General features: G+C 70.0%; 14 protein-coding genes. 8 read left to right on the forward strand and 6 right to left on the reverse strand.

The genetic code is table 11. The features are described 5' to 3' along the window. The first annotated feature begins 72 nt into the window (after nt 1–72). From recC to ACIUM1_RS10645, 5 genes are all read left to right on the forward strand, one after another. A complete protein-coding gene (recC, locus tag ACIUM1_RS10625) occupies nt 73–3369 on the forward strand; it encodes an exodeoxyribonuclease V subunit gamma (protein ID WP_406817112.1) in 3297 nt (1098 codons plus the stop codon). Then, a complete protein-coding gene (gene recB, locus ACIUM1_RS10630) occupies nt 3369–6671 on the forward strand; it encodes an exodeoxyribonuclease V subunit beta (RefSeq protein ID WP_406817113.1) in 3303 nt (1100 codons plus the stop codon). The genes recC and recB overlap by 1 nt, the downstream gene beginning before the upstream one ends. An 11-nt stretch (nt 6672–6682) precedes the next feature. After that, nucleotides 6683–8395, forward strand: coding sequence for an exodeoxyribonuclease V subunit alpha (recD, locus tag ACIUM1_RS10635; RefSeq protein ID WP_406817626.1), 1713 nt, complete (start codon nt 6683–6685; stop codon nt 8393–8395). Nucleotides 8396–8403: 8 nt separating this feature from the next. Beyond that, nucleotides 8404–9126 (forward strand): TVP38/TMEM64 family protein, encoded by a 723-nt coding sequence (locus ACIUM1_RS10640; RefSeq protein ID WP_406817627.1) that lies wholly within the window; start codon nt 8404–8406, stop codon nt 9124–9126. An 86-nt stretch (nt 9127–9212) separates the two neighbouring features. Next, a complete protein-coding gene (locus tag ACIUM1_RS10645; protein WP_406817114.1) occupies nt 9213–10457 on the forward strand; it encodes an HNH endonuclease signature motif containing protein in 1245 nt (414 codons plus the stop codon). Between the two features lie 54 nt (nt 10458–10511). Here the strand turns inward: ACIUM1_RS10645 and ACIUM1_RS10650 are convergent, their stop codons facing one another. Continuing rightward, on the reverse strand, nt 10512–11459 hold the full coding sequence (locus ACIUM1_RS10650; RefSeq protein WP_406817115.1) for a class I SAM-dependent methyltransferase: 948 nt from the start codon (nt 11457–11459) through the stop codon (nt 10512–10514). Nucleotides 11460–11461: 2 nt separating this feature from the next. After that, nucleotides 11462–12412: a class I SAM-dependent methyltransferase gene (locus ACIUM1_RS10655; protein WP_406817116.1), complete on the reverse strand. Its 951-nt coding sequence runs from the start codon at nt 12410–12412 to the stop codon at nt 11462–11464. Nucleotides 12413–12573: 161 nt separating this feature from the next. Between ACIUM1_RS10655 and ACIUM1_RS10660 the strand changes: the two genes are divergently transcribed. After that, nucleotides 12574–14949 carry a YbhN family protein gene (locus ACIUM1_RS10660; protein WP_406817117.1) on the forward strand — a complete coding sequence of 792 codons (2376 nt, stop codon included), beginning with the start codon at nt 12574–12576 and terminating at the stop codon, nt 14947–14949. A gap of 227 nt (nt 14950–15176) precedes the next feature. Here the strand turns inward: ACIUM1_RS10660 and ACIUM1_RS10665 are convergent, their stop codons facing one another. From ACIUM1_RS10665 to galT, 3 genes are all read right to left on the reverse strand, one after another. Next, on the reverse strand, nt 15177–15863 hold the full coding sequence (locus tag ACIUM1_RS10665; RefSeq protein ID WP_406817118.1) for a PAS and ANTAR domain-containing protein: 687 nt from the start codon (nt 15861–15863) through the stop codon (nt 15177–15179). Nucleotides 15864–16098: 235 nt separating this feature from the next. After that, on the reverse strand, nt 16099–17187 hold the full coding sequence (locus ACIUM1_RS10670) for a galactokinase (RefSeq protein ID WP_406817119.1): 1089 nt from the start codon (nt 17185–17187) through the stop codon (nt 16099–16101). Further along, the gene (gene galT / locus ACIUM1_RS10675) at nt 17184–18287 is read right to left on the reverse strand and encodes a galactose-1-phosphate uridylyltransferase (protein WP_406817120.1); all 1104 of its coding nucleotides are present in this window, start codon (nt 18285–18287) and stop codon (nt 17184–17186) included. The genes ACIUM1_RS10670 and galT overlap by 4 nt, the downstream gene beginning before the upstream one ends. Nucleotides 18288–18397: 110 nt before the next feature. Here galT and ACIUM1_RS10680 point away from each other — a divergent pair, with 110 nt between their 5' ends. Further along, nucleotides 18398–20617, forward strand: a complete 2220-nt coding sequence (locus ACIUM1_RS10680) for an FUSC family protein (RefSeq protein WP_406817121.1) — start codon at nt 18398–18400, stop codon at nt 20615–20617. Here ACIUM1_RS10680 and ACIUM1_RS10685 read toward each other — a convergent pair. Continuing rightward, nucleotides 20614–21492, reverse strand: coding sequence for an alpha/beta fold hydrolase (locus tag ACIUM1_RS10685; protein WP_406817122.1), 879 nt, complete (start codon nt 21490–21492; stop codon nt 20614–20616). The two genes, ACIUM1_RS10680 and ACIUM1_RS10685, sit on opposite strands and share 4 nt — an antisense overlap. Before the next feature lie 46 nt (nt 21493–21538). On the opposite strand from ACIUM1_RS10685, the gene ACIUM1_RS10690 reads away from it, so the two are divergent. Then, nucleotides 21539–22423 (forward strand): NYN domain-containing protein, encoded by an 885-nt coding sequence (locus ACIUM1_RS10690; RefSeq protein ID WP_406817123.1) that lies wholly within the window; start codon nt 21539–21541, stop codon nt 22421–22423. The last annotated feature ends 9 nt before the right edge of the window (nt 22424–22432 follow it).

The raw sequence follows: 22432 nt of genomic DNA on the forward strand, positions 1-22432 counted from the left end.
GCCGCCGGGCGACACACTCCGCGGCCCTAACCACCCACCCGCGTCGGTGTTCGGGTTTATCGTGACAGCGCAATGCCGCTTCATCTGCACCGTGCCGAGCGCACCGACCTGCTGGCCGACGGTCTCGGCGCTCTACTGGCCAACCCGCTGACCGACCCGTTCGCCACCGAACTCGTGGTGGTCCCGGCGCGCGGCGTGGAGCGCTGGCTGTCCCAGCGGCTGTCGCACCTGCTCGGCGCGCGCGACGGGGACGGGGTGTGCGCCGGGATCGCCTTCCGCAGCCCCGGCTCGCTGATCGCCGAAATCACCGGCACCGCCGACAACGATCCGTGGTCGCCGGACGCCATGGCCTGGCCGCTGCTGGAGGCGATCGACTGCTCCCTGGACGAACCGTGGTGCCGCACGCTGGCCGTGCACATGGGTCACTTCCACACCGGCGCGGAGGCCGAGCTGCGCCGGGGCCGCCGCTACCAGGTCGCGCGCCGGCTGGCCGGGCTGTTCGACTCCTACGCGCGGCAACGCCCGCAACTGCTCGTCCACTGGGGCAACGGGGAGCTCGGTGATCTCGACGAGGACCTGCGCTGGCAGCCCGAGCTGTGGCGGGCGCTGGTCGCACGGGTCGCCGCCGACCCGCCGCATATTCGCCACGCTAAGACGGTCGCGCGGCTGCGGGAGGCGCCCGGCGAGCTGCCGGCCCGGCTTTCGCTGTTCGGGCACACCCGGTTGACCCGCACCGATGTCGAGCTGCTGGAGGCGGTGGCCGCCCACCACGAGCTGCATCTGTGGCTGCCGCACCCGAGCGAGGCGCTGTGGCGGGCGCTGGCCGGCGCGCACGGCGCGATTCCCCGCCGCGACGACGTCAGCCATCGCGCGGTATCCCATCCGCTGCTCGCCACGCTGGGGCGCGACCTGCGCGAACTGCAGCGCGCCCTGCCGGCGGATGCGCGGACCGACGACCACCTGGCCGGCGAAGCGCGCCCGGACACGCTGCTCGGCTGGTTGCAGTCCGACATCGCCGCCAATGCCGTTCGCCCACTTGGCCGCACGCTGAAAGCCGACGACCGATCGGTGCAGGTCCACAACTGCCACGGCCCGGCCCGCCAGGTCGACGTGCTGCGCGAGGTGCTGCTCGGACTGTTACAGGACGACCCGACGCTCGAGCCGCGCGACATCCTGGTGATGTGCCCGGACATCGAGACCTATGCGCCGCTGATCATGGCCGATTTCGGCCTGGGCGACGTGGTGCACGGCGCCCATCCCGCCCACCAGCTACGGGTGCGGCTGGCGGACCGCTCGCCGATCCAGACCAATCCGCTGCTGGGGGTGGCCGCGGAACTGCTGGCCCTGGCCGCCGGCCGGGTGACGGCCAGCGAGGTGCTCAACCTGGCCCAGGCCCCGCCGGTGCGCGCCCGGTTCGGGTTCACCGACGACGATCTCGAGGCCATCACCCGCTGGGTGCGGCAGGCGAACATCCGGTGGGGGCTGGATCAGGAACATCGCCGGCCCTACCACGTCGACTTCGTGCACAACACATGGCGGTTCGGCATCGACCGGATACTGGCCGGCGTCGCGATGTCCGACGATTCGAACGCATGGATCGACGCGACGCTGCCGCTCGATGACGTCAGCAGCAATCGCGTCCAACTGGCCGGCCAGTTCGCCGAACTCGTCGCCCGGCTGCAGCACGTGATCGGCTCGCTCACCGGCACCAGGCCGCTGGCCGAGTGGCTGGCCGCCCTCACCGAGGGCATTGCGCTGCTGACGAAGGTCCGCGATGCGGACCAATGGCAGACCGGTCAGCTGCAACGCGAGTTCGCTCGGACGCTGGGGCAGGCGGGGTCCCGGGGCGACACCGCGCTGCGGCTGCCCGACATTCGCGCCCTGCTGGGCCAACGCCTTGCCGGTCGCCCGACGCGGGCCAATTTCCGCACCGGAACCCTGACCGTGTGCACCATGGTGCCGATGCGCTCGGTGCCGCACCGGGTGGTGTGCCTGGTCGGCCTGGACGACGGGCTGTTCCCCCGGCTCGGCATCGTCGACGGCGACGACGTGCTGGCCCGGTGCCCGATGACCGGGGAGCGCGACATCCGTTCCGAGGACCGGCAATTGCTGCTCGACGCGATCGGCGCGGCCACCGAGAAACTGGTGATCACCTACACCGGCGCCAACGAGTATTCGGGGCAGCCGCGCCCACCGGCGGTGCCGCTGGCCGAATTGCTGGACACCCTGGACGTGACCACCGGGGACAAGGTACGTGACCGCATCGTCGTCGTACATCCGTTGCAGCCGTTCGACATTCGCAACGTCATCCCCGGCAGCCTGGTCCCGGACGTGCCGTTCAGTTTCGACCCGACGGCGCTGCGCGCGGCGCGGGCGGCCACCGGCGAACACGCCGAACAACCGAAATTCATCTCGGCGCCGCTCCCGTCACCGCCGGCCGCTGACGTCATCCTGGCCGACCTGGTCGGCTTCTTCAAAGACCCGGTGAAGGGCTTCTTCCGCGCACTGGAATTCACGCTGCCCTACGACGTCGACGGCGTGCAAGACGCCATGCCGGTCGACATCGACGCTCTCGAGGAGTGGACGGTCGGCGACCGGATGCTGGGCGACATGCTGCGCGGGATGACTCCGGACGACGCGCGGCAAGCCGAGTGGCGGCGCGGCACGCTGCCGCCGGGGCAGCTGGGCTGGCGCAAGGTCACCGAGATTCGCGACCAGGCCGCCCTGTTGGCGCAGGAGGCGCTCCGCCACAGGGAAAGCCACCGCACCGGCGCCGCTTACGACGTCGACGTCGATCTGGGCGGCGGCCGGCGGCTCACCGGCACGGTCTCACCGGTGTACGGCGACCGATTGGTATCGGTGACATATTCGCGGCTGGACGGCAAGCACCTGCTCGAATCGTGGATTCCGTTGCTGGCGTTGATCGCTCACGATCCCGGCCGGGACTGGTCGGCGGTGTGCATCGGCCGGATGCGTCGCGGCGCCAGCACCCGGGTGGAGGGTCTGGGGCCGCCGCGCGACGGTGCGCAGGCCGTCGAGGTGCTGCGCGAGTTGGTGGCGATCTACGACGCCGGCCGGCGTGAGCCGATTCCGCTGCCCATCAAGACGTCATATGCCTGGGCCGCCGCCCGGTACGGCGGCGAGGACCCGGTGACCGAGGCGCGGTACCGATGGAAATCCAATGACCGCTTTCCCGGTGAGGACCAGGCCCCGGCGCACGCGCGGGCGTGGGGCAAGGGCGCGGCGCTGGACGAGCTGATGCAGCCGGTGCGGCCGGGGGAAGAGTGCGACGGTGAAGACAACCGGCTCGGCGCCTACGCCGCCCGGCTTTGGCTGCCGATGCTGCGCGCCGAGCGGAAAGTCATCTGATGGAGCGATTCGACCTGTTGGGTGCGCTGCCGGCCGAGCGCTCCACCACCGTGCTGGAGGCCAGCGCGGGAACCGGCAAGACCTTCGCGCTGGCCGGGCTCGTCACGCGGTATGTCGCCGACGGCGTGGCGACGCTGGACCAGATGCTGCTCATCACGTTCGGCCGGGCCGCCAGCCAGGAGCTGCGCGAGCGGGTCCGCTGCCAAATCGTGGATGCGGTGAGGGCTTTCGCGGATCCGTCGACGGTCGGCGACAACCAGGTGGTGGCGTACCTGCTGGACGGTACCGACGATCAGCGCGCGGCACGCCGACAGCGCCTCCGCGACGCACTGGCCGGCTTCGACGCGGCGACGATCGCCACCACCCATCAGTTCTGCCAGCTGGTGCTCCGCTCGCTCGGCGTGGCCGGCGACACCGCGGCCGGCGTGACGCTGCTGGACAGCCTCGACGACCTGGTGACCGAAATCGTCGATGATCTCTACCTGGCCCGCTTCGGACAGGAACGCGACGACCCGGCGCTGCACTACCGTGAAGCGCTGCGGCTGGCGCGCGAGGTCGTCAAGAATCCGTCGGCCCAGCTGCGGCCGCGGGACCCGGATCCCGATTCGCGGGCCGCGATCAGCGTCAGCTTCGCCAATGATGTTCTGGCCGAGCTGGATACCCGCAAGCGGCGGCTCGGCGTCCTCGGCTACGACGACCTACTGATCCGGCTGGCCGACGCGCTGGCCACCGACGACTCCCCCGCCCGGCTGCGCATGCATCAACGCTGGCCGATCGTCATGGTCGACGAGTTCCAGGACACCGACCCGGTGCAATGGCGGGTGATCGACCGCGCGTTCAGCGGGCGGTCCACCGTGATCCTCATCGGTGATCCGAAGCAGGCCATCTACGCGTTTCGCGGCGGTGACATCGTGACCTACCTGCGGGCGGCCGAGACGGCGGGTGACCGCAAGACGTTGGACACCAACTGGCGCAGCGATTCCGCGCTGTTGCAGCGGCTGCAAGTGGTGCTGCGCGGTGCCCAGCTCGGTGACCCCGCCATCGTGGTGAACGACGTCGAGGCGTATCACCGCGGACATCGGCTCGCCGGCGCACCGCGCAACGACCCGTTCCGCCTCCGGGTGGTGGCACGAAAGACGTTGGGGCGCAGCGGTGTTCAGAACCTATCGATCGATCAGCTGCGCGAGCACATCGGTGCCGATCTCGCGTCCGACATTCGCGCGCTGCTGGCAGGCGGCGCCACGTTCGCCGGTAGAGCTCTGCAGGCCCGGGATATCGCCGTGATCGTGGAGAAACACCGCGACGCCCATGCCTGCTTCACCGCGCTCTGCGCCGCCGGCGTTCCCGCGGTCTACACGGGCAACTCCGATGTATTCACCTCCGAGGCCGCCGGGGATTGGCTGTGCCTGCTGGAGGCCTTCGACCAGCCGCACCGGCCCGGGATGGTGCGCGCGGCCGCGGCGACGATGTTCTTCGGCGAGACGGCCGAAACGCTGGCGGCCGGCGGTGACGCGCTCACCGATCGAATCGCAAAGACCTTGCGGGAGTGGGCCGGCCATGCGCGCGAACGCGGCGTCGCGGCGATCTTCGAGGCGGCCCAATTGCTGGGCATGGGCAACCGCGTGCTCGCCTGGCAGGGCGGCGAGCGGCACATGACCGACCTCGCGCATGTCACCCAGCTGCTGCAGGATGTCGCGCACCGCGAGCACTACAGCCTGCCGGCACTGCGGGATTGGCTGCGCCGGCAGCGAGACGAGCGCAGCGGCGCACCCGAACGCAACCGCCGGCTCGACAGCGACGCCGCGGCCGTGCAGATCATGACCGTGTTCGTCAGCAAGGGTCTGCAGTACCCGATCGTGTATCTGCCGTTCGCGTTCAACCGCAACACGCAGGACAGTGACGTGGTGCTGTTCCACGACGAGGACGGTACGCGTTGCCTGCACGTCGGGGGCAAGGACAGCCCGGACTTCAAAGCCGTTGAGCGGCTGGGACGTAAAGAGGACGCCAGCGATGACAGCCGGCTCACCTACGTCGCGCTGACCCGCGCGCAGGCCCAGGTGGTGGCCTGGTGGTCGCCGGCATATTACGAGCCCAACGGCGGCCTGTCCCGGCTGTTGCGCGGCCGCCGGCCCGGGGAGCCGGTGGTGCCGGACCGCTGCGAACCCGCCAAGATCTCCGACGACGACGCCATGGCCCGGTTGCGGGAGTGGGAGGCGGCCGGCGGGCCGGTCATCGAGGAGTCGCTGGTGGCGCCGGCCCCGTCGCTGCCCGCCGAACCGGTGCCCGGCCCCCTGGCGAATCGCCATTTCCATCGCGGCATCGACACCGGCTGGCGACGCACCTCCTATTCCGGTCTGCTCCGAGCGGCGCAAACCAGCGGGGTGAGCAGCGAACCCGAAATCAGCGAACTCGACGACGAAGCCGGTGACATCCCGTTGGTCTCGGCGGCGTCCGGGCCGGACGTGCCGTCGCCGATGGCGGACCTACCGGCGGGCGCCACCTTCGGCACGCTGGTGCACGCCGTCTTGGAGACGGCCGACCCGTTCGCCGCCGACCTGGCCGCGGAGCTGGAGACGCAGATCCGGGCGCACTCGGCGTGGTGGCCGGTCGCCGCCACTCCCGAGGAGCTGGCCGCCGCGATGGTGCCGATGCACGACACGCCGCTGGGCCCGCTGACGGGCGGCTTGACGCTGCGCCAGATCGGGTTGTCAGAGCGCCTGCGGGAACTGGATTTTGAGCTTCCGCTGGCCGGCGGTGACCGTCCTTCGGCGGCGCCGGAGGTTCGGCTGGCGGATCTGGCGTCGCTGCTGCGCGAGCACCTGCCGGCCGATGACGTGCTGGCATCCTATGCCGACCGGCTGACCGAACACGGCCTCGGCGACCAGCCGCTGCGTGGCTACCTCACCGGGTCGATCGACGCCGTGCTCCGGATTCCCGACGGTTCGGGGCACCGCTTCGTGGTGGTGGATTACAAGACCAACCGGCTCGGAGACCCGGAACGACCGCTGACCGCCGCCGACTACGACCGGTCACGGATGGCGGAGGCGATGTTGCACTCGGACTATCCGCTGCAAGCCCTGCTGTATTGCGCGGTGCTGCACCGATTTTTGAGTTGGCGGTTGAACGATTACGACCCGAGCCGGCATCTCGGCGGCGTCCTCTACCTGTTCCTGCGGGGCATGTGCGGCGCGCATACCCCGGTGCTCGACGGGCACCCGGCGGGCGTCTTCGATTGGCGGCCGCCCTGGTCGTTGGTCGCGGCCCTGTCGGACCTGCTCGACGCCCGAGGGGTGGCCGCGTGACGGCGGAAGTGATGTCCGTGGCGGCGTGCCAGACCGGACTGCTGCGCGCATTCAGCGATGCCGACGTGTTCGAGCCCGCCGATGTCCATGTGGCACAACGGCTTACCTCTCTGGCCGGCGAATCCGATGACCGGGTGGCGCTGGCGGTTGCCCTGTTGGTGCGTGCGCTGCGGGGTGGCTCGGTGTGCGTCGATTTGCGCGCGCTGCCCGGACAGGTCGGCCAGGACGACCTGCCCTGGCCCGGCGCCGACGACTGGATGGCGGCGGTGCGGGGCAGCGCTTTGCTTCACGGGCCACCGGTGCTGCGGCTGCTGGGTGATCTGATCTACTTCGACAGGTACTGGCTCGAGGAAGAGCAGGTGTGCGCCGATCTGCTGGCCCTGTCGGCGGCCCCTGCGGTCGTCGAATCATCCAGCTACGACCGGCTTTTCCCGCCCGGTTATGAGGAGCAGCGGGCGGCCGCCGAGATCGCGGTGACGCAGGCGCTGACCGTGCTGACCGGCGGGCCCGGCACCGGCAAGACCACCACCGTCGCGCGCCTACTCGCCCTGCTGGTCGAACAGGCGGAGCGCGCCGGTCTGCGGCGGCCGCGAATCGCGCTGGCCGCACCGACCGGCAAAGCGGCGGCCCGGCTGGCCGAGGCGGTGGCCGCGGAAAGCGAGGAGCTCACCGCGGCGGACCGGGCTCGCCTGGCCGGCCTGTCCGGAACAACGCTGCATCGCCTGCTGGGTCCGCGGCCGGATACGTCGGTGCGGTTCAAGCACAATCGCGGAAATCGGTTGCCGCACGACGTGATCGTGGTCGACGAGACGTCGATGGTGTCGCTGACCATGATGGCCCGGCTGGTCGAAGCGGTCCGGCCGGACACCCGGCTGATTCTGGTCGGGGACCCCGACCAGTTGGCCTCGGTGGAAGCGGGCGCGGTGTTGGCCGACCTGGTCGACGGGTTGGCCGCCCGCGACGACGTGCGGGTGGCGGCCCTGCGCACGCCACACCGATTCGGCACCTCGATCGGCGCGCTGGCCGAGGCTATCCGGGTCGGCGACGCGGACCGCGTGGTGCAGGTGCTGGCGGCCGGCGGTGAGCACATCGAGTGGGTGGATTCCGAGCGCCCGGCCGAGCGGCTGCGTGAGGTGCTGGTCGCGCACGCCCTGCGGCTCCGCTCGGCCGCGCTGCTGGGCGCGGTCACCGAGGCGCTGGCCACGCTGGACGAGCACCGGCTGTTGTGTGCGCACCGCGCGGGACCCTACGGCGCGACGCATTGGAACACGTTGGTGCAGAACTGGATTGCCGAAGAAACCGGCCAGCCGGCCTGGTCCCAGTGGCACGCGGGACGCCCCTTGCTGGTGACGGCGAACGACTACGGCCTGCGCCTCTACAACGGCGACACCGGCGTGACGGTGGCAGCCGCGGACGGCCTGCGCGCGGTCGTCGCCGGTGCGGCCGGGCCGCTGGACTTCGCAACCAGTCGCCTCGGCGAGGTGGAGACGATGCATGCCATGACCATCCACAAGAGCCAGGGCAGCCAGGCGGACGAGGTGACGGTGTTGATACCGCCGGAAGATTCGCGATTGCTGACGCGGGAGTTGTTCTACACGGCGGTGACCCGGGCGAAGGCCAAGGTGCGGGTGGTGGGCCCCGAGGCTTCGGTGCGCGCGGCGATCGAGCGCCGGGCGGTGCGGGCCACCGGCCTGCGCCAGCGGCTGCGGGCCGGCGCCCAGTGACGGCCGGTATGGACGACAACGGCGCTCCCCCACGGACATCGAGGCGGGGCCACATCGTGCGGCTGGCCGTGCTCGCCGGGTTTCTGTTCGTGGTCTTCTATCTGGTGGCCGTCGCGCGGGTGATCAACATCGGCGAGATCCGGGACGTGGTGTCGGCGACGGGGCCGGCGGCGCCCCTGACCTACGTGGTGGTCTCGGCGGTGGTGGGCGCGTTGTTCGTTCCGGGCTCGATACTGGCCGCGGGCAGCGGGTTGCTGTTCGGTCCGCTGCTGGGTGTCTTCGTGACGCTGGGCGCGACGGTGGGCACCGCGGTCGTCGCGAGCCTCGTCGGCCGCCGGGCCGGCCGTGACAGCGCACGCGCGCTGCTGGGGCCGGCGCGGGCGGATCGAATGGACGCCCTGATCGGCCGCGGCGGACTGTGGGCGGTCGTCGGACAGCGCTTCGTCCCTGGCATCTCGGATGCGCTGGCCTCGTATGCGTTCGGCGCGTTCGGGGTTGCGTTGTGGCAGATGGCCGTTGGCGCTTTCATCGGCTCGGCCCCGCGGGCCTTCGCCTACACCGCGCTGGGCGCCTCGATCGGGAACCGGTCCTCGCCGCTGGCCTACGCGGCGATAACGGTGTGGTGCGTCAGCGCCATTGTCGGAGCGTTCGCCGCGCATCGCGGTTACCGGAAGTGGCGTGGGCGCGCGGGCGGCGACCAGGACGATGCTGCGCCAGAACCGAATTCGTAAAACCCGCTGGCGACGGATGTGCACAACCCCCAAGCGGGGGATCGCCGCTGGCTGGATTTGTCGTACCCCCCTGCGATGATGATGTCATGTCCCCGACCGCGACTGCAGCCAGCGTCGAAGCGTCCCCTAAGGAACGTCTCGAGGTGCTCTTCGAGGAGCTGGCGGAGTTGACCGGTCAGCGCAATGCGATTGATGGCCGCATCGTGGAGATCGTGGCCGAGATCGATCGCGACGAGCTGTGCGGGATGACCGGGGCGCGGTCGGTGCCGGCGTTGGTGGCCTGGAAGACCGGCTGCTCGCCGGCAAACGCGCACACGATCACCACGATCGCGGGCCGGCTCAACGAGTTTCCGCGCTGCGCTCAGGGCATGCGGGAGGGCCGGCTGTCGGTCGATCAGGTCGGCGTCATCGCCGCGCGCGCCGGCGAAGGGTCCGATGAGCACTACGCGCAGTTGGCGGCAGTTGCCACCGTGACCCAATTGCGCACCGCGGTCAAGCTGGAACCGCGACCCGACCCCGAGCCCCGACCCGAGCGGGAGCGTTCCATCGTCACGACCACCGACGAGCAGGGCAGCTGCTATCGGATCACCCTGGGCCACCATGACGCGGCCAAGTTTGACGCGGCTTTGGCGTCGCATCGGGATGCGCTGATGGCCGAGTGGAAGCGTGATCACGACAACGACGCGTGCGGTCAGCGGCCCCCGATGCCGGGCAGTGTTGAGGCGTTCATGCGCCTTGTCGAGTCGGGCTGGGATGCCGAGGCGACCCGCCGCCCGCACGGGCAGCACACCACCGTGGTGGTGCACGTTGATGTTGAAAAGCCCGCCGCGGCCTTGCATCTGGGTCCGCTGCTCTCCGATGCCGACCGCCGATACCTGACCTGTGATGCCACGTGTGAAGTGTGGTTCGAACGGCACGGCGAGGTCATCGGCGCCGGGCGGGCGACCCGGCTGATCAACCGGCGGCTACGCCGCGCGCTCGAGCATCGCGACCGGATGTGCGTGGTTCCCGGTTGTGGGGCCACCCGGGGTCTGCACGCCCACCACATCCGGCACTGGGAAGACGGCGGCCCCACCGAGTTGGCCAACCTGGTGCTGGTCTGCCCCTATCATCACCGCGCCCACCACCGGGGCCTGATCACCATCACCGGATCCGCAGACGCCCTCGTCGTCACCGATGACGCCGGGCGACCGCTTCACCCGGGATCGCTGGCGCGCCCACCCACCAAACCCCCACCCACGGTGCCGCCCTGCCCAGGACCCACCGGCGAACGCGCCCAGTGGTGGTGGTACACACCCTTCCAACCCCAACCACCACCCACCAACAACTAGCCGGTTGGCGAGACGGTCCACTAAAACCGAAGTGGCGCAAGGGTTTTAATGCCGCTAACTCGCCGTCCGGTGCGCCGCCACGAAGAGGTTCCCCGGCACATAGTCGCGGACTTCCTCGGGCGCCGAGCGCCCGTAGCCGGCCATCAGCTCGTCGGCCGGCGTCACCGTCACGTCCCAGCCGTGCCGGCCGAACCACTCGCCGACGTCCTCGCGTTCCTCGAAATACCAGAGCTCATCGGTCCGGGGCACGTCGCGATCCGGATCCACCTTCGCCATCAGGCCGCGGATCCGGTCCATCCGCTCGCGGCGCTTGGCGCGGGCCTGCGGGTCGAGGAAGGTGGGACCCAACGCCTCCACCGCGACCCTGCTGCCCGGAACGGTCAGCCCCTGAATGCGGTCGAACAGCAGCTCTTGAGCGGCGGCCGGCAAGTATGGCATCAACCCCTCGGCCGACCAGACGCTGGGCGCAGAGACGTCAAAACCCGCCTGCTGCAACGCGGCCGGCCAGTCGTGGCGCAGATCGACCGGCACCGCGACGCGGTTGCAGGCGGGCTGCGCCCCGTGTTCGGCCAACGTGGACGCCTTGAAGTCCAGCACCCGCGGCTGATCGAGCTCGTAGACCGTCGTGCCCGCCGGCCAGGGCAGCCGCCACGACCGCGCGTCCAGGCCGGCGGCCAGGATCACCACCTGGCGGATGCCCGCGCCGGTGGCGTCCAGGAAGAAGTTGTCGAAAAACGCTGTGCGCGAGGCCATGTAGCCGACCATCGACTGCATCTGCAGCGGCAGCGTCGGTTCGGCCGCGACGATCTCGTCCGGCAGCTGCCCCGCGGAGTGCCAGTTCCACACGCCGTCGCCGGCGGCATCGAGGAATACCTGCGCGAACGGGTCTGTGATCAACGGGTTTTCGTTGCGAGTCTCCGCCGCGCGGGCCGACGCCACACCCAGCGCCGTCGCCCCGACGCTTTCGGTGATCTCCCAGCTGTCGTTGTCCGTCCTGGCCACAATCAGTTCCTTTCCGTGCGCCGCGCCGACACGAACAGCGTCTGCGGCGTGGCGTCATCGATGTCTTGCGGTGGTCTGCGGTCATAGCCGGCCATCAGCTCCGGCGCCGGGGTGACGGTCACGTCCCAGCCGTGCCGATCCAGCCAGTCACCCACGTCTTCGCGTTCCTCGAAGTACCACAGGTCTTGCACATCCGGAATGTCGCGGTCGGGATCAAGCTCGGCCATCAGGTCGCGCACCCGCTGCATGGTCTGGCGCTGCCGATCGCGGGCGTCCTCGTCGAGGAAGTCGGGCCCGGGCGCCTCCACCGCGATCCTGCTGCCTTGCGCGCTGAGCGCCTGTACCCGCTCGAACAACAGCTCCTGGGCGGCCGCGGGCAGAAACGGCAACAGCCCCTCGGCCGACCACACGCTGGGCGCCGCCGCGTCAAATCCGGCGCGCTGCAATGCGGACGGCCAGTCGTGGCGCAGGTCGACGGGAACGTTGACCAGCTCACAGGTCGGCTGGGCGCCCTTGTCGCGCAGCGTCGCCGCCTTGAAGTCCAGCACCCGCGGCTGATCCAGCTCGTACACCGTGGTGCCGTCCGGCCAGGGCAGCCGCCAGGCCCGCGAGTCCAGGCCCGCCGCCAGGATCATCACCTGCCGCACGCCCGCGCCGGCAGCGTCGAGGAAGAACTTGTCGAAGAACGCCGTCCGCGCGGCCATGTAGTCGACCATGCCCTGCATCCGCGGCTTCAGGTCCGGTTCCCGCTCCGCGATCTGGGCGGGCAGGTCGGGGGCGGCGAACCAGTCCCACATGCCTTCCCCGGCGGCCTGCAGGAACACCCGCGCGAACGGGTCGCTGATCAGCGGGTTCTCGCTTTCGGTTTCCGCGGCCCGGGCCGCCGCCACGCCCAGCGCCGTCGCCCCGACGCTCTCGGTGATCTCCCAGCTGTCGTTGTCTGTCCTGGCCACGCCACTGCCTTCCCCAATTCGCTAGCACGCCTACCTACCCGACCCTACGCGCGCCGGATGTGTGGGAGCTGTCAACGAACCGGGTTTTCGAGTTAACTTGTCGGCGGGCCGTAGCGGGCCGAAAGCACGGTGTCAGCGCAAATCCGAAGGATCGTTACTACATGCGAGTTGACGGGCGCGACATCATCGTTTCCGGCAACTTGCTGCAGCCGCTGACCCGGCGGACCAACGACATTCTGCGGCTGGTGCTGGCCCTGCTGTTCCTGGCGCTGGTGATCACCGGTTCGGTGATCACCCGCCCGCAGTGGATCGCGCTGGAGAGATCCGTTTCCCAGATCGTCGGCGTGCTGTCGCCGACGCAATCCGATGTGGTGTACCTGATCTACGGATTGGCGATCGTGGCACTGCCGTTCATGATCCTCATCGGCCTGATCGTCACCGGGCAGTGGAAGCTGCTGGGCGCCTACGCCACCGCGGGGCTGAGCGCGATCGTCTTGCTGTCGATCAGCGGCACCGGCCTCGCCGCGCCGCGGTGGCACTTCGACGCCCTCGACCGGCTCACCACGCTGCCCGCGCAGTTGCTCGACGACCCCCGGTGGATCGGGATGCTGGCGGCGGTGCTGACGGTGTCGGGCCCGTGGCAGCCGGCGCGGTGGCGGCACTGGTGGTGGGCGCTGCTGCTGGCCTTCGTCCCCATCCATCTGGTGGTCAGCGCCATCGTCCCGGCGCGCTCGTTGGTGGGCCTGGCGGTCGGGTGGGTCGTCGGCGCACTGGTGGTGCTGGTGGTCGGCACTCCCGCGCTCGAGGTGCCGCTGGAGGCCGCGGTGCGTGCGCTGGCCAAGAGCGGCTTCGCCGTCTCGCGCCTGAGGGTGGTCCGGCCGGCGGGCCGGGGACCGCTGATCCTGTCGGCCGACGGCGAACATCTCGGGGAGACGGCAATTATCGAGCTGTACGGCCCGCATCAACGCAGCGGCGGAGCACTGCGCCAGCTCTGGGGAAAGCTGAAGCTGCGCGACGCCGAAACCGCACCCCTGGTGACCTCGATGCGCCGTGCCGTGGAGCATCGCGCGTTGATGGCGATCGCCATCGCTGACGCGGGGCTGGCCAACACGGCGACGCTCGCCGTCGCCCCGCTGGACCGGGGCTGGATGCTGTACTCGCACCGACCCCCACGCGGCACGCCCATCGACGAATGCGCAGAGACGACTCCCGTTGGCCGGCCGTGGGACTCGCTGCGCGCGCTCAACGACCGACGGATCGCCCACGGTGATCTGCGCAGCCACCACATCACGGTCGAGGACGACACGGTGATGTTCGGCGGGTTCGGCAGCGCCGAGTACGGGGCGACCGACGCCCAGCTTCAATCCGACATCGCACAGCTGTTGGTGACCACCTCCGCCCTCTACCAGCCGAAGTCCGCGGTGAGCGCGGCGATCGAGGTGTTCGGCAAGGACACCATCCTGAGCGCCTCTCGCCGGCTCACGAAAGTCGCTGTGCCGCGGTCGATTCGGCGGTCGGTGCCGGACGCCGGTGCGGTGATCTCCGGGGCCCGGGCCGAAGTCAAGCGCCAGACCGGCGCCGATCAGATCAAGCCGCAGACCATCACCCGGTTCACCCGGAGCCAGATCGTCCAGCTGGTGCTGTTCGGCGCGCTGGTCTACGTCGCGTATCCCTTCATCAGCACGGCGCCGACGTTCTTCTCCCAGCTGCGGACCGCGAACTGGTGGTGGGCGCTGTTGGGCCTGCTGGTGTCGGCGCTGACCTACGTCGGCGCGGCCGCCGCGCTGTGGGCCTGCGCCGACGGCATGGTCAACTTCTGGACGCTGTCAATCGTCCAGGTGGCCAACACCTTTGCCGCCACCACCACTCCTGCGGGCGTCGGCGGGCTGGCGCTGAGCACCCGTTTCCTGCAGAAGAGCGGCCTGTCGGCGATGCGGGCGACCGCCGCGGTGGCGCTGCAACAGTCGGTCCAGGTGATCGCGCACCTTGCGCTGCTGGTCTTTTTCAGCGCCGTCGCCGGCGCCTCGATGAACCTGAAGCATTTCGTCCCGAGCGCGACGCTGCTGTACCTGATCGCGGGTGTCGCGCTGGGCATCGTCGGCACCTTCCTGTTCGTGCCCACGCTGCGCAAGTGGCTGGCGACCGAGGTGCGCCCCAAGTTGAACGAGGTGGCGACCGATCTGGTCAAGCTCGCCCGCGAACCGCGGCGGCTGGCCCTGATCCTGCTGGGCTGTGCCGGCACCACCCTGGGTGCGGCGCTGGCGTTGTGGGCCAGTGTCGAAGCATTCGGCGGCGGAACGACTTTCGTCGCGGTCACGGTGGTCACCATGGTGGGCGGGACGCTGGCGTCCGCGGCGCCCACGCCCGGCGGTGTCGGGGCGGTGGAAGCGGCGCTGATCGGTGGGCTGGCGGCGTTCGGTGTGCCGGCCGCCGTCGGGGTGCCGTCGGTCCTGCTGTACCGGGTGCTGACCTGCTGGCTACCGGTGTTCGTCGGGTGGCCGGTGATGCGGTGGTTGACCACCAACGAGATGGTCTAGTGCCAGCTCGGATTCGGCCACCGGGCCGAGCCTCTGGGCCCGGTGATGAGATTCTTGCTGCGCAGCCCGCTGGCCGGCCTCGCCCGCAACCAGTTCATGGTGCTGCGTTTCACCGGGCGCAAGACGGGACGTCCGTATTCGATCCCGTTGAGCGCGCACCTGATTGACGGCCGGCTGTACGCGCTGACCGGCAGTCCGTGCAAGCAGAACTTCCGCGGCGGATCCGGTCAGGCGCCGCCGCCGGCGCTGGGCGCACGCAGGTGCGCGCTGCGCAGGCGCTGGTCGAAGCGCGACCGCGCGGTGATGACCTCCTTGCCCAGCGCCGCGAAGTCCTCGGCGATCCGTTGGGCGAGCAGTCCGAGCCTTATGTTCCCCGACTGGGACAGCGTTTTGAGCATGTTGAACGCGGCGTCTTCGTCGATGCCGTAGATCAACATCAACATGCCCTTGGTGCGGTCGATCACGCCGCGACGCCCGACGATTTCGGCGACCTTCGCGCTGATCGATTCCTCGCGACCGCGGGCGGGTGCCGGCGTGACTTCGATGTAGAAGCCGTGCATTCCGATGACTTTTCCACCGTCATCGCAGAATTGGTCGCCCACCACGACGACGTGGTGAACCATGCCGCCGGTGTCCACGATGCGATGCCGGCTGGAAAACGCCTGCCGGCGCCTGATCATGTCGTTGATGCCGTCCATCACCTGGGGACGATCGGCCGGATGCTTGTGCGACAACACCAGCTCGGTGGTGGGCGTCACCGTGCCGGGTTTGTACCCATGCATGCGCTGAACCTGGTCCGACCACTCCCAGCGCCGGCCTTCGAAGTAGAAGCGGAACCACCCCGCACACTGCGGGGTGGCGCCGGCCAGCACCCGCTCGATCGCCGCGGCGTGGCTGTCTAGTTTCCAAGCCACGGCGACCTTTTCGCGTCGGGGACAATGAAGTCGGCGGCCGACATCGGTAGCGATCGCGCGTGGATCGCTACTGTCCGGGCGGCAAAACCCGTTCTGCACCTGCAGGAGTGAGATACCCCCATGGGGGGTCACGTTACATTTTCTGACCAGTGGTCATCGGCAGAATGCCGAAATTGCCGGGCAAGTAAGTTTGGTTCCCGGCCGGGGCATTTGCCGGCGCTCGCCGGCGACTCGCTCACGCGGGCCCCGCGCCGGCGGCCGCGCGGGTCCGGGCGACGAGCGGCCGGTCAAAGCCGGCGTCGACCGCGGCAACCCGCACCGCCTCGCCGACCTTCTCGGAAAGGTCCACTGGTACCAGGGCGATCACACAGCCGCCGAAGCCGCCGCCGGTCATCCGCGCGCCCAGCGCGCCCGCGCGCACCGCGGTGTCCGCGATCAGGTCGATACGTTCGGTGGTGATCTCGAAATCGTCCCGCATGGAGGCGTGCGAGGCGGTGAAAATCCGCCCGGCTTCGGCATAATCCGAATCACCGAGCGCCGCAACGCAATCGAGGACCCGTTGGTTCTCGGTAAGCACGTGACGGGCACGGCGGGCGTCGACGGGGTCACGCACGGCCGCCAAGTCGGCGGACCCGCGATCGGCGGCCGCACGCAGCGACGACGCCGCCAGGTCCGCGGCCGCCCGCTCGCACGACGCGCGCCGCGCGGCGTAGTCGCCCCCGGCGTGGGTGTGACGCTGCCGAGAGTCGATCAGCAACAAGGCGACTCCCGCGGAATCCGGGTCGAACGCCACCGGCGTGACGGCGAGGTCGGCGAAGTCGATCAGCACCGCCGTCGCGTCCCGGCCGAACAGCGAGGCGAGCTGGTCGAGCAAACCCGTTGGCGCACCCACGTACTCGTTCTCGGCTCGCTGGGCCAGCCGGGCCCGCTCCTTGGCGTCGATGCGGACGCCGGTGGCCGACGTGAGGACGCCCAGCGCCGCGCATTCCAGCGCAGCCGACGACGACAGGCCCGAGCCCATCTCCACGTCGCTGGTGATCGACATCGTGCCGCCGGGCACCGGATGGCCGCCCTGGCGCAGCGCCCACACCACCCCGGCCACATAGGCCGCCCAGCCGCCCACCTCGCCGGGAGAGGTGCCGATCCGAACCCGCACCGGGGCCCCGGCACGGTCGCTGAGCACGGTGATCGCGTTGTCGGCGGCGGGCGTGAACGTCGCGGTGGTGCGCTGCGGTAGCGCGATGGGCAGCGCGAAACCCAGGTTGTAGTCGGTGTGTTCGCCGATCAGATTGATCCGTCCCGGCGCGGCGTACCGGATCGTCACCGCAGTTCCCGCAGCCGGTGGGCCACGCTTTCCGGCGTGACGTCGCCGATGAAGGCGCCCATCGCCGATTCCGAGGCGGCCAGGTACTTGAGCTTGGTGGCGCTGCGCCGGATGGACATCAATTCGACGTGAAAGTAGCCCTCGGCCTGGGCCGCGGTGTCGGCGTATTGATGCAGCGCCGAAATGTAGGGCAGCGGTGCCGGATACATCCGGTCGAAGCGGCCGAGCACGTCGAGGTAGATCCGCACGAACGCGTCGAGTTCGTCCTCGCCCAGCTCGGTCAGGTTGCGCACGAACCTGTTCGGGTAGATGTGCACCTCGACCGGCCAGCGCGCCGCGAACGGCACGAACGCGGTGACCAGCTCGTTGCGCGCGATGATGCGGCCGCCGTCGGCGACCTCACGGGCCAGCAGATCGGCGAACAGGTTGCTGCCGTGCCGGTTTCGATGCTGACGCGCCTGCTCGAGCATGGTGGCGGTGCGCGGGGTCAGATACGGATAACCGTAAATCTGGCCGTGCGGGTGGGTCAGCGTCACCCCGATTTCCTCGCCCCGGTTCTCGAAGCAGAACACCTGCTCGATGCCCGGCCGGGCCATCAGGTCGGCGGTGCGATGCCGCCACGCCTCCACGACCAGCCGCGCGTGCGCCGGCTCCAGCTGGGCGACGGACCCGGTGTGGTCGGCGGAGAAACAGATCACTTCGCAGCGGCCGTGCCCGGGCGCGGACGCGAAACCTTCCTCGGCGGGCACCGGCGCCGCGGCCGGCACGGACGGCAGCGCCCCGGACAGGCTGGGAAACCGGTTCTCGAACACCACGACGTCGTAATCGGGGGCGGGCACCTCGCTGGTCAGCCCGGTCGGGCCCGGGCACAGCGGGCACGCCTCCGGTGGCGGCTTGTAGGTGCGGTCCTGGCGCAGCGCCGCAACGATCACCCACTGCCCGGTGGACCGGTCGAACCGCAACTGTGACTGCGCGGACGGCTCGGTGGCCCGCGCCGGCAGCGGCCGGCGATCTGGCACGGGCGCCGGACGATGCCCGGGCAGCGCGAAGAACAGCAGGTCGCGACCGTCGGCCAGCTTCGCGCGCGTCGGCAAAGTCACGATGTCGAAGACTAGCTTGGTCGCCGCGGCCCGGTTCGGGTAACCATGTTGGGTATGCGCAAGAGAGGCGGTGTCCGATAACTGTTCTTTACGAACGCGCCCGCAACTGGGTGATCGGCTCCGATCCTGGCTTGCTTCGGCTGCGAATGGCGACTCGGACCACGGCCGCGCTTGGCCTTTCGCTGTTGGCGCTCTTCATCCTGACCAGGGCGACGGGACAGCCGCTGACCGTCGCCCTGCTGGGCGTCGTCATCACGATGGTCGCGTCACGCTCGGTCAACGAACCCGACCCGCATCAGCAGCGCATCACCATGGCGCTGCTGCCCCTGCCCGCCGCGGTGTCCATCACCGCCGCCGCGGTGCTGGCCCCCCACCAGGTGGCCAGCGACGTCGTCTTCGTGATCGTGGTGTTCACCGCGGCCTACGTCCGGCGCTTCGGGGCGCGGGGCAGGGCGCTGGGCATGGTCGCGTTCATGTCCTACTTCTTCACGCTGTATCTGCGGGCCCGCCTCGCGGAGCTGCCCTGGCTGATCGGGGCGGTCGCGGTGGGCACCGTGTGCACGTACGTGATGAGCACCTACGTGCTGCCCGACCGACCCGAGCAGGTGTTTCGCGCCACCATCCGGGCGCTGCGGGCGCGGATGGCGATCGTCCTCGACACCACCGCCGAAGCGGTGCGGACGGGCCGTCTCGATGAACGGCGGCGCCGCCGCATGCGGGCCCGCACCGTCCGGCTCAACGAGACCGCCCTGATGGTGCAGAGCCAGATCGAGGACAAGGCCGACCCCGGCCTGGTGTGGCCCGGCGTCACCGCCGAACAACTGGCCCCGTGGCTGCTGGACGCGGAGCTGGCCATCGAGTGGGTCGCCACCGCGGGCCGGCGCGCGGCCGTCGTCGCATGCGAGCACCCCGATGCCATGCCCCCGTCCACCCGGGCCGCACTCGTCGACGCGCTCACCGAACTGTCGCGGGCCATCCGGGTTCCCGAACCCGACGGGCTGCGCCGGGCCGCCGATCGAGCGCAGCGGCTGCTCGACGAGCTGCGCCGTCCCGGGGCGGATCCGGCCGGCGGTGACGAGGGCGGCGCGGCCGCGCGCCGGCTCGCGCTGGCGATCATCAACGCCGCGTCGGCGACGTCCGACGTGCGGGCGATCGTCGACCGGGTGGCCGCCGGCCGGCCCCTCGACGACGCCGACGGCGAACGGCCCCCGGTGCCCGAGGACCCCGTGTCCGACGAGACCGCCGGGGAAGAACAGCCGGGCGGGCTGCGGCCGACCACCCGGCAGGCCATCCAGGTCTCGGTCGCCGCTTCGCTGGCCATCGTGGTCGGCGAGCTGGTATCGCCGGCGCGCTGGTATTGGGCGGTGATCGCCGCGTTCGTCATCTTCGCCGGCACCAACTCCTGGGGCGAGACCTTGACCAAGGGCTGGCAACGCCTGCTCGGCACCATGCTGGGCGTGCCGTGTGGCGTGCTGGTGGCCACGCTGCTGGCCGGCCACAAGACCGCCGCGCTGGTCGGCATCTTCGTGTGCCTGTTCTGCGCCTTCTATTTCATGACGGTCACCTACAGCCTGATGACCTTCTGGATCACCACGATGCTGGCGCTGCTGTACGGCCTGCTCGGTCAATTCTCGTTCGGTGTGCTGATGCTGCGGATCGAGGAAACCGCGATCGGTGCCGTCATCGGGGTGACGGTCGCGGTCGTGGTGCTGCCGACCAACACCAGAACCGCAATCCGCAGCGAGGCCCGCGCCTTCTTGACGAGCCTGTCCGCCCTGATCGAGGTCTCCGCCGCGACCATGTTCGACGAGGCGGACAGCACCAGCCCCTCGGAACAGGCGCGTCAGCTCGATCGGGACCTGCAGCAGTTCCGGGTCACCGCCAAACCGTTGCTGGCGGGCGTCGCCGGACTTGCCGGCCGGCGCAGCATCCGGCGCGCGCTGCGGATCTTCACCGCCTGCGACCGTTACGGCCGCAGCCTGGCCCGCAGCGCCGAGCAGTATCGGAATCCGGCGGGGTCCACATCGCTGGCCGCCGAACTCGCGCAAGCCTTTTCGGCGGCCGCGGCCCAGACCCGACGCAACATCGAGGCGCTGCAGGAAGCCATCGAGGGCGGCCACCCGCCGACCCTGGTTTCGGCGGCCGACGAGCTCGACGCCGCCGAGACGGTGGCGCGGCAACAGGACAGCGGCGGCGATCCGGATCCCGACACCCGGCGCTTCCTCACCGCCGTGCACGCGCTGCGACAGATCGAGCGCGCCGTCATCACGGCGGCCACCAATCTCGGCGGCCGGGAAAGCGTCAGGACGGCCAGCCCCGCGACGCGCTAGCTGGGCGCAAAAGGCTGCTGGCTTTCGGCATCGCGCCGCTCGCCCGTGGCGATGAAGTCCTCGATCAGCTCCACGACTTCAGTGGGTGCCTCGACTTGGGCGAAGTGACCCACATCGGGCAGCACCTCGAGCCTTGCATCGGTGCGCGCCTCGTGCGCGGCGTAGGCGTGCGCGACGGGAATGATGCCGTCGCGCTCGCCCCAGATCGCCATCACCGGCAACTCCTCGCGCAGCCGCAGCCGGCTGAGCGCACTGACCGCCTGCCCGCGGTAGTCCACCACCGACCGCAGCGTCCGCAGGAAAGACTGACGGGTTTCGCCGTCGGACAGTGACGAGTAGGCGCTCCACAGTTCGGCACCGCGCGGCGACTGGATGCCCGCGCTTCGCAGCCAGGACCGGAGTTTGTTGCCGACGGACAGGACCGGAGGCGGCGCGATGATCGGCAACACCAGCTCCGCACCGGGCGCCGAGAGCAGCCGCAACACCCAGCCCACGTCGGGTCCCAGGCCCCCGCTGCTGATCAGGATCAACCGCTTCGCGTAGTCGGGATGCTGGTAGACGAACTGCATCGCCACCCCGCCGCCGAGCGAGTGACCGACGATGGTGGCCTGGCTGACGCCGAGTTCGTCGAGGAAATCACGCAGCCACACCGCGAACGCACCCAGCGAGTAGTCGGTGCGGGGCTTCGCCGAGTCGCCGTGGCCGAGCAGGTCCGGGGCGATGACCCGAAATTTCTTCGACAGCGGCGGGATCACCGACCGCCACGTCTCCGAACTGCCCGCCATGCCGTGGATGAGCAGCAACACCTCGCCGTCACCCTCATCGCGGTAGGCGACCCGGTCACCGTGCAGTTCGAGAACCTTGAGCTCATTCATGTGGCCTGCATACCCGCTTTGGCCCGCCTCAGCAATGATCTAGGACATGACCGAACCGGTTGCGACCCGAGTGGCCGTCTACCTCGACTTCGACAACATCGTGATTTCCCGGTATGACCAGATTCACGGGCGCAATTCGTTTCAGCGGGACAAGGCCAAGGGGCTCGAGCGGCACGTCCAGCGGCTGGACCAGGCGACGGTCGACGTGGGCGCGATCCTCGACTTCGCGTCGTCCTTCGGGACCCTGGTGCTCACCCGCGCCTACGCGGACTGGTCGGCGGACATCAACGCCGGGTATCGCGGACAGTTGGTGGCGCGCGCGGTCGATCTGGTGCAGTTGTTCCCGGCGGCGGCCTACGGCAAGAACGGCGCCGACATCCGGTTGGCCGTCGACGCCGTCGAGGACATGTTCCGGCTGCCCGACCTGACCCACGTGGTGATCGTGGCCGGCGACTCCGACTACATTCCGCTGGCCCAGCGCTGCAAGCGCCTCGGCCGGTATGTGGTCGGCATCGGGGTGGCCGGCGCGTCGAGCCGCGCGCTCGCGGCCGCCTGCGACGAGTTCGTCATCTACGACGCGCTGCCCGGGGTTCCGGTGCCCGAACCGGCGCCGGCCGGCGCGGCGGCGGCCACGCCGAAGAAACGGGCCGCCCGTGCCAAATCGGTCAAGCCGGACGAGCCGGACGAACAGCCCGACCCGCAGGCCGCCGCCACCGCGCTGCTGACCCGTGCCCTGCGGATCGGCTTGGAGAAGGACGACGTCGACTGGCTGCACAACTCTGCCGTGAAGGCGCAGATGAAGCGGATGGACCCGTCGTTTAGCGAAAGGTCTTTGGGATTCCGCTCATTCAGCGATTTCCTGCGGTCGCGCTCGGATGTCGTCGAGCTGGACGAGACATCCACGACGCGAATGGTGCGGCTGCGCGATTGACCGGCACGG

This window comes from Mycobacterium sp. M23085 (assembly GCF_045343915.1).
In the GTDB taxonomy this organism is placed as follows: Bacteria; Actinomycetota; Actinomycetes; order Mycobacteriales; family Mycobacteriaceae; genus Mycobacterium.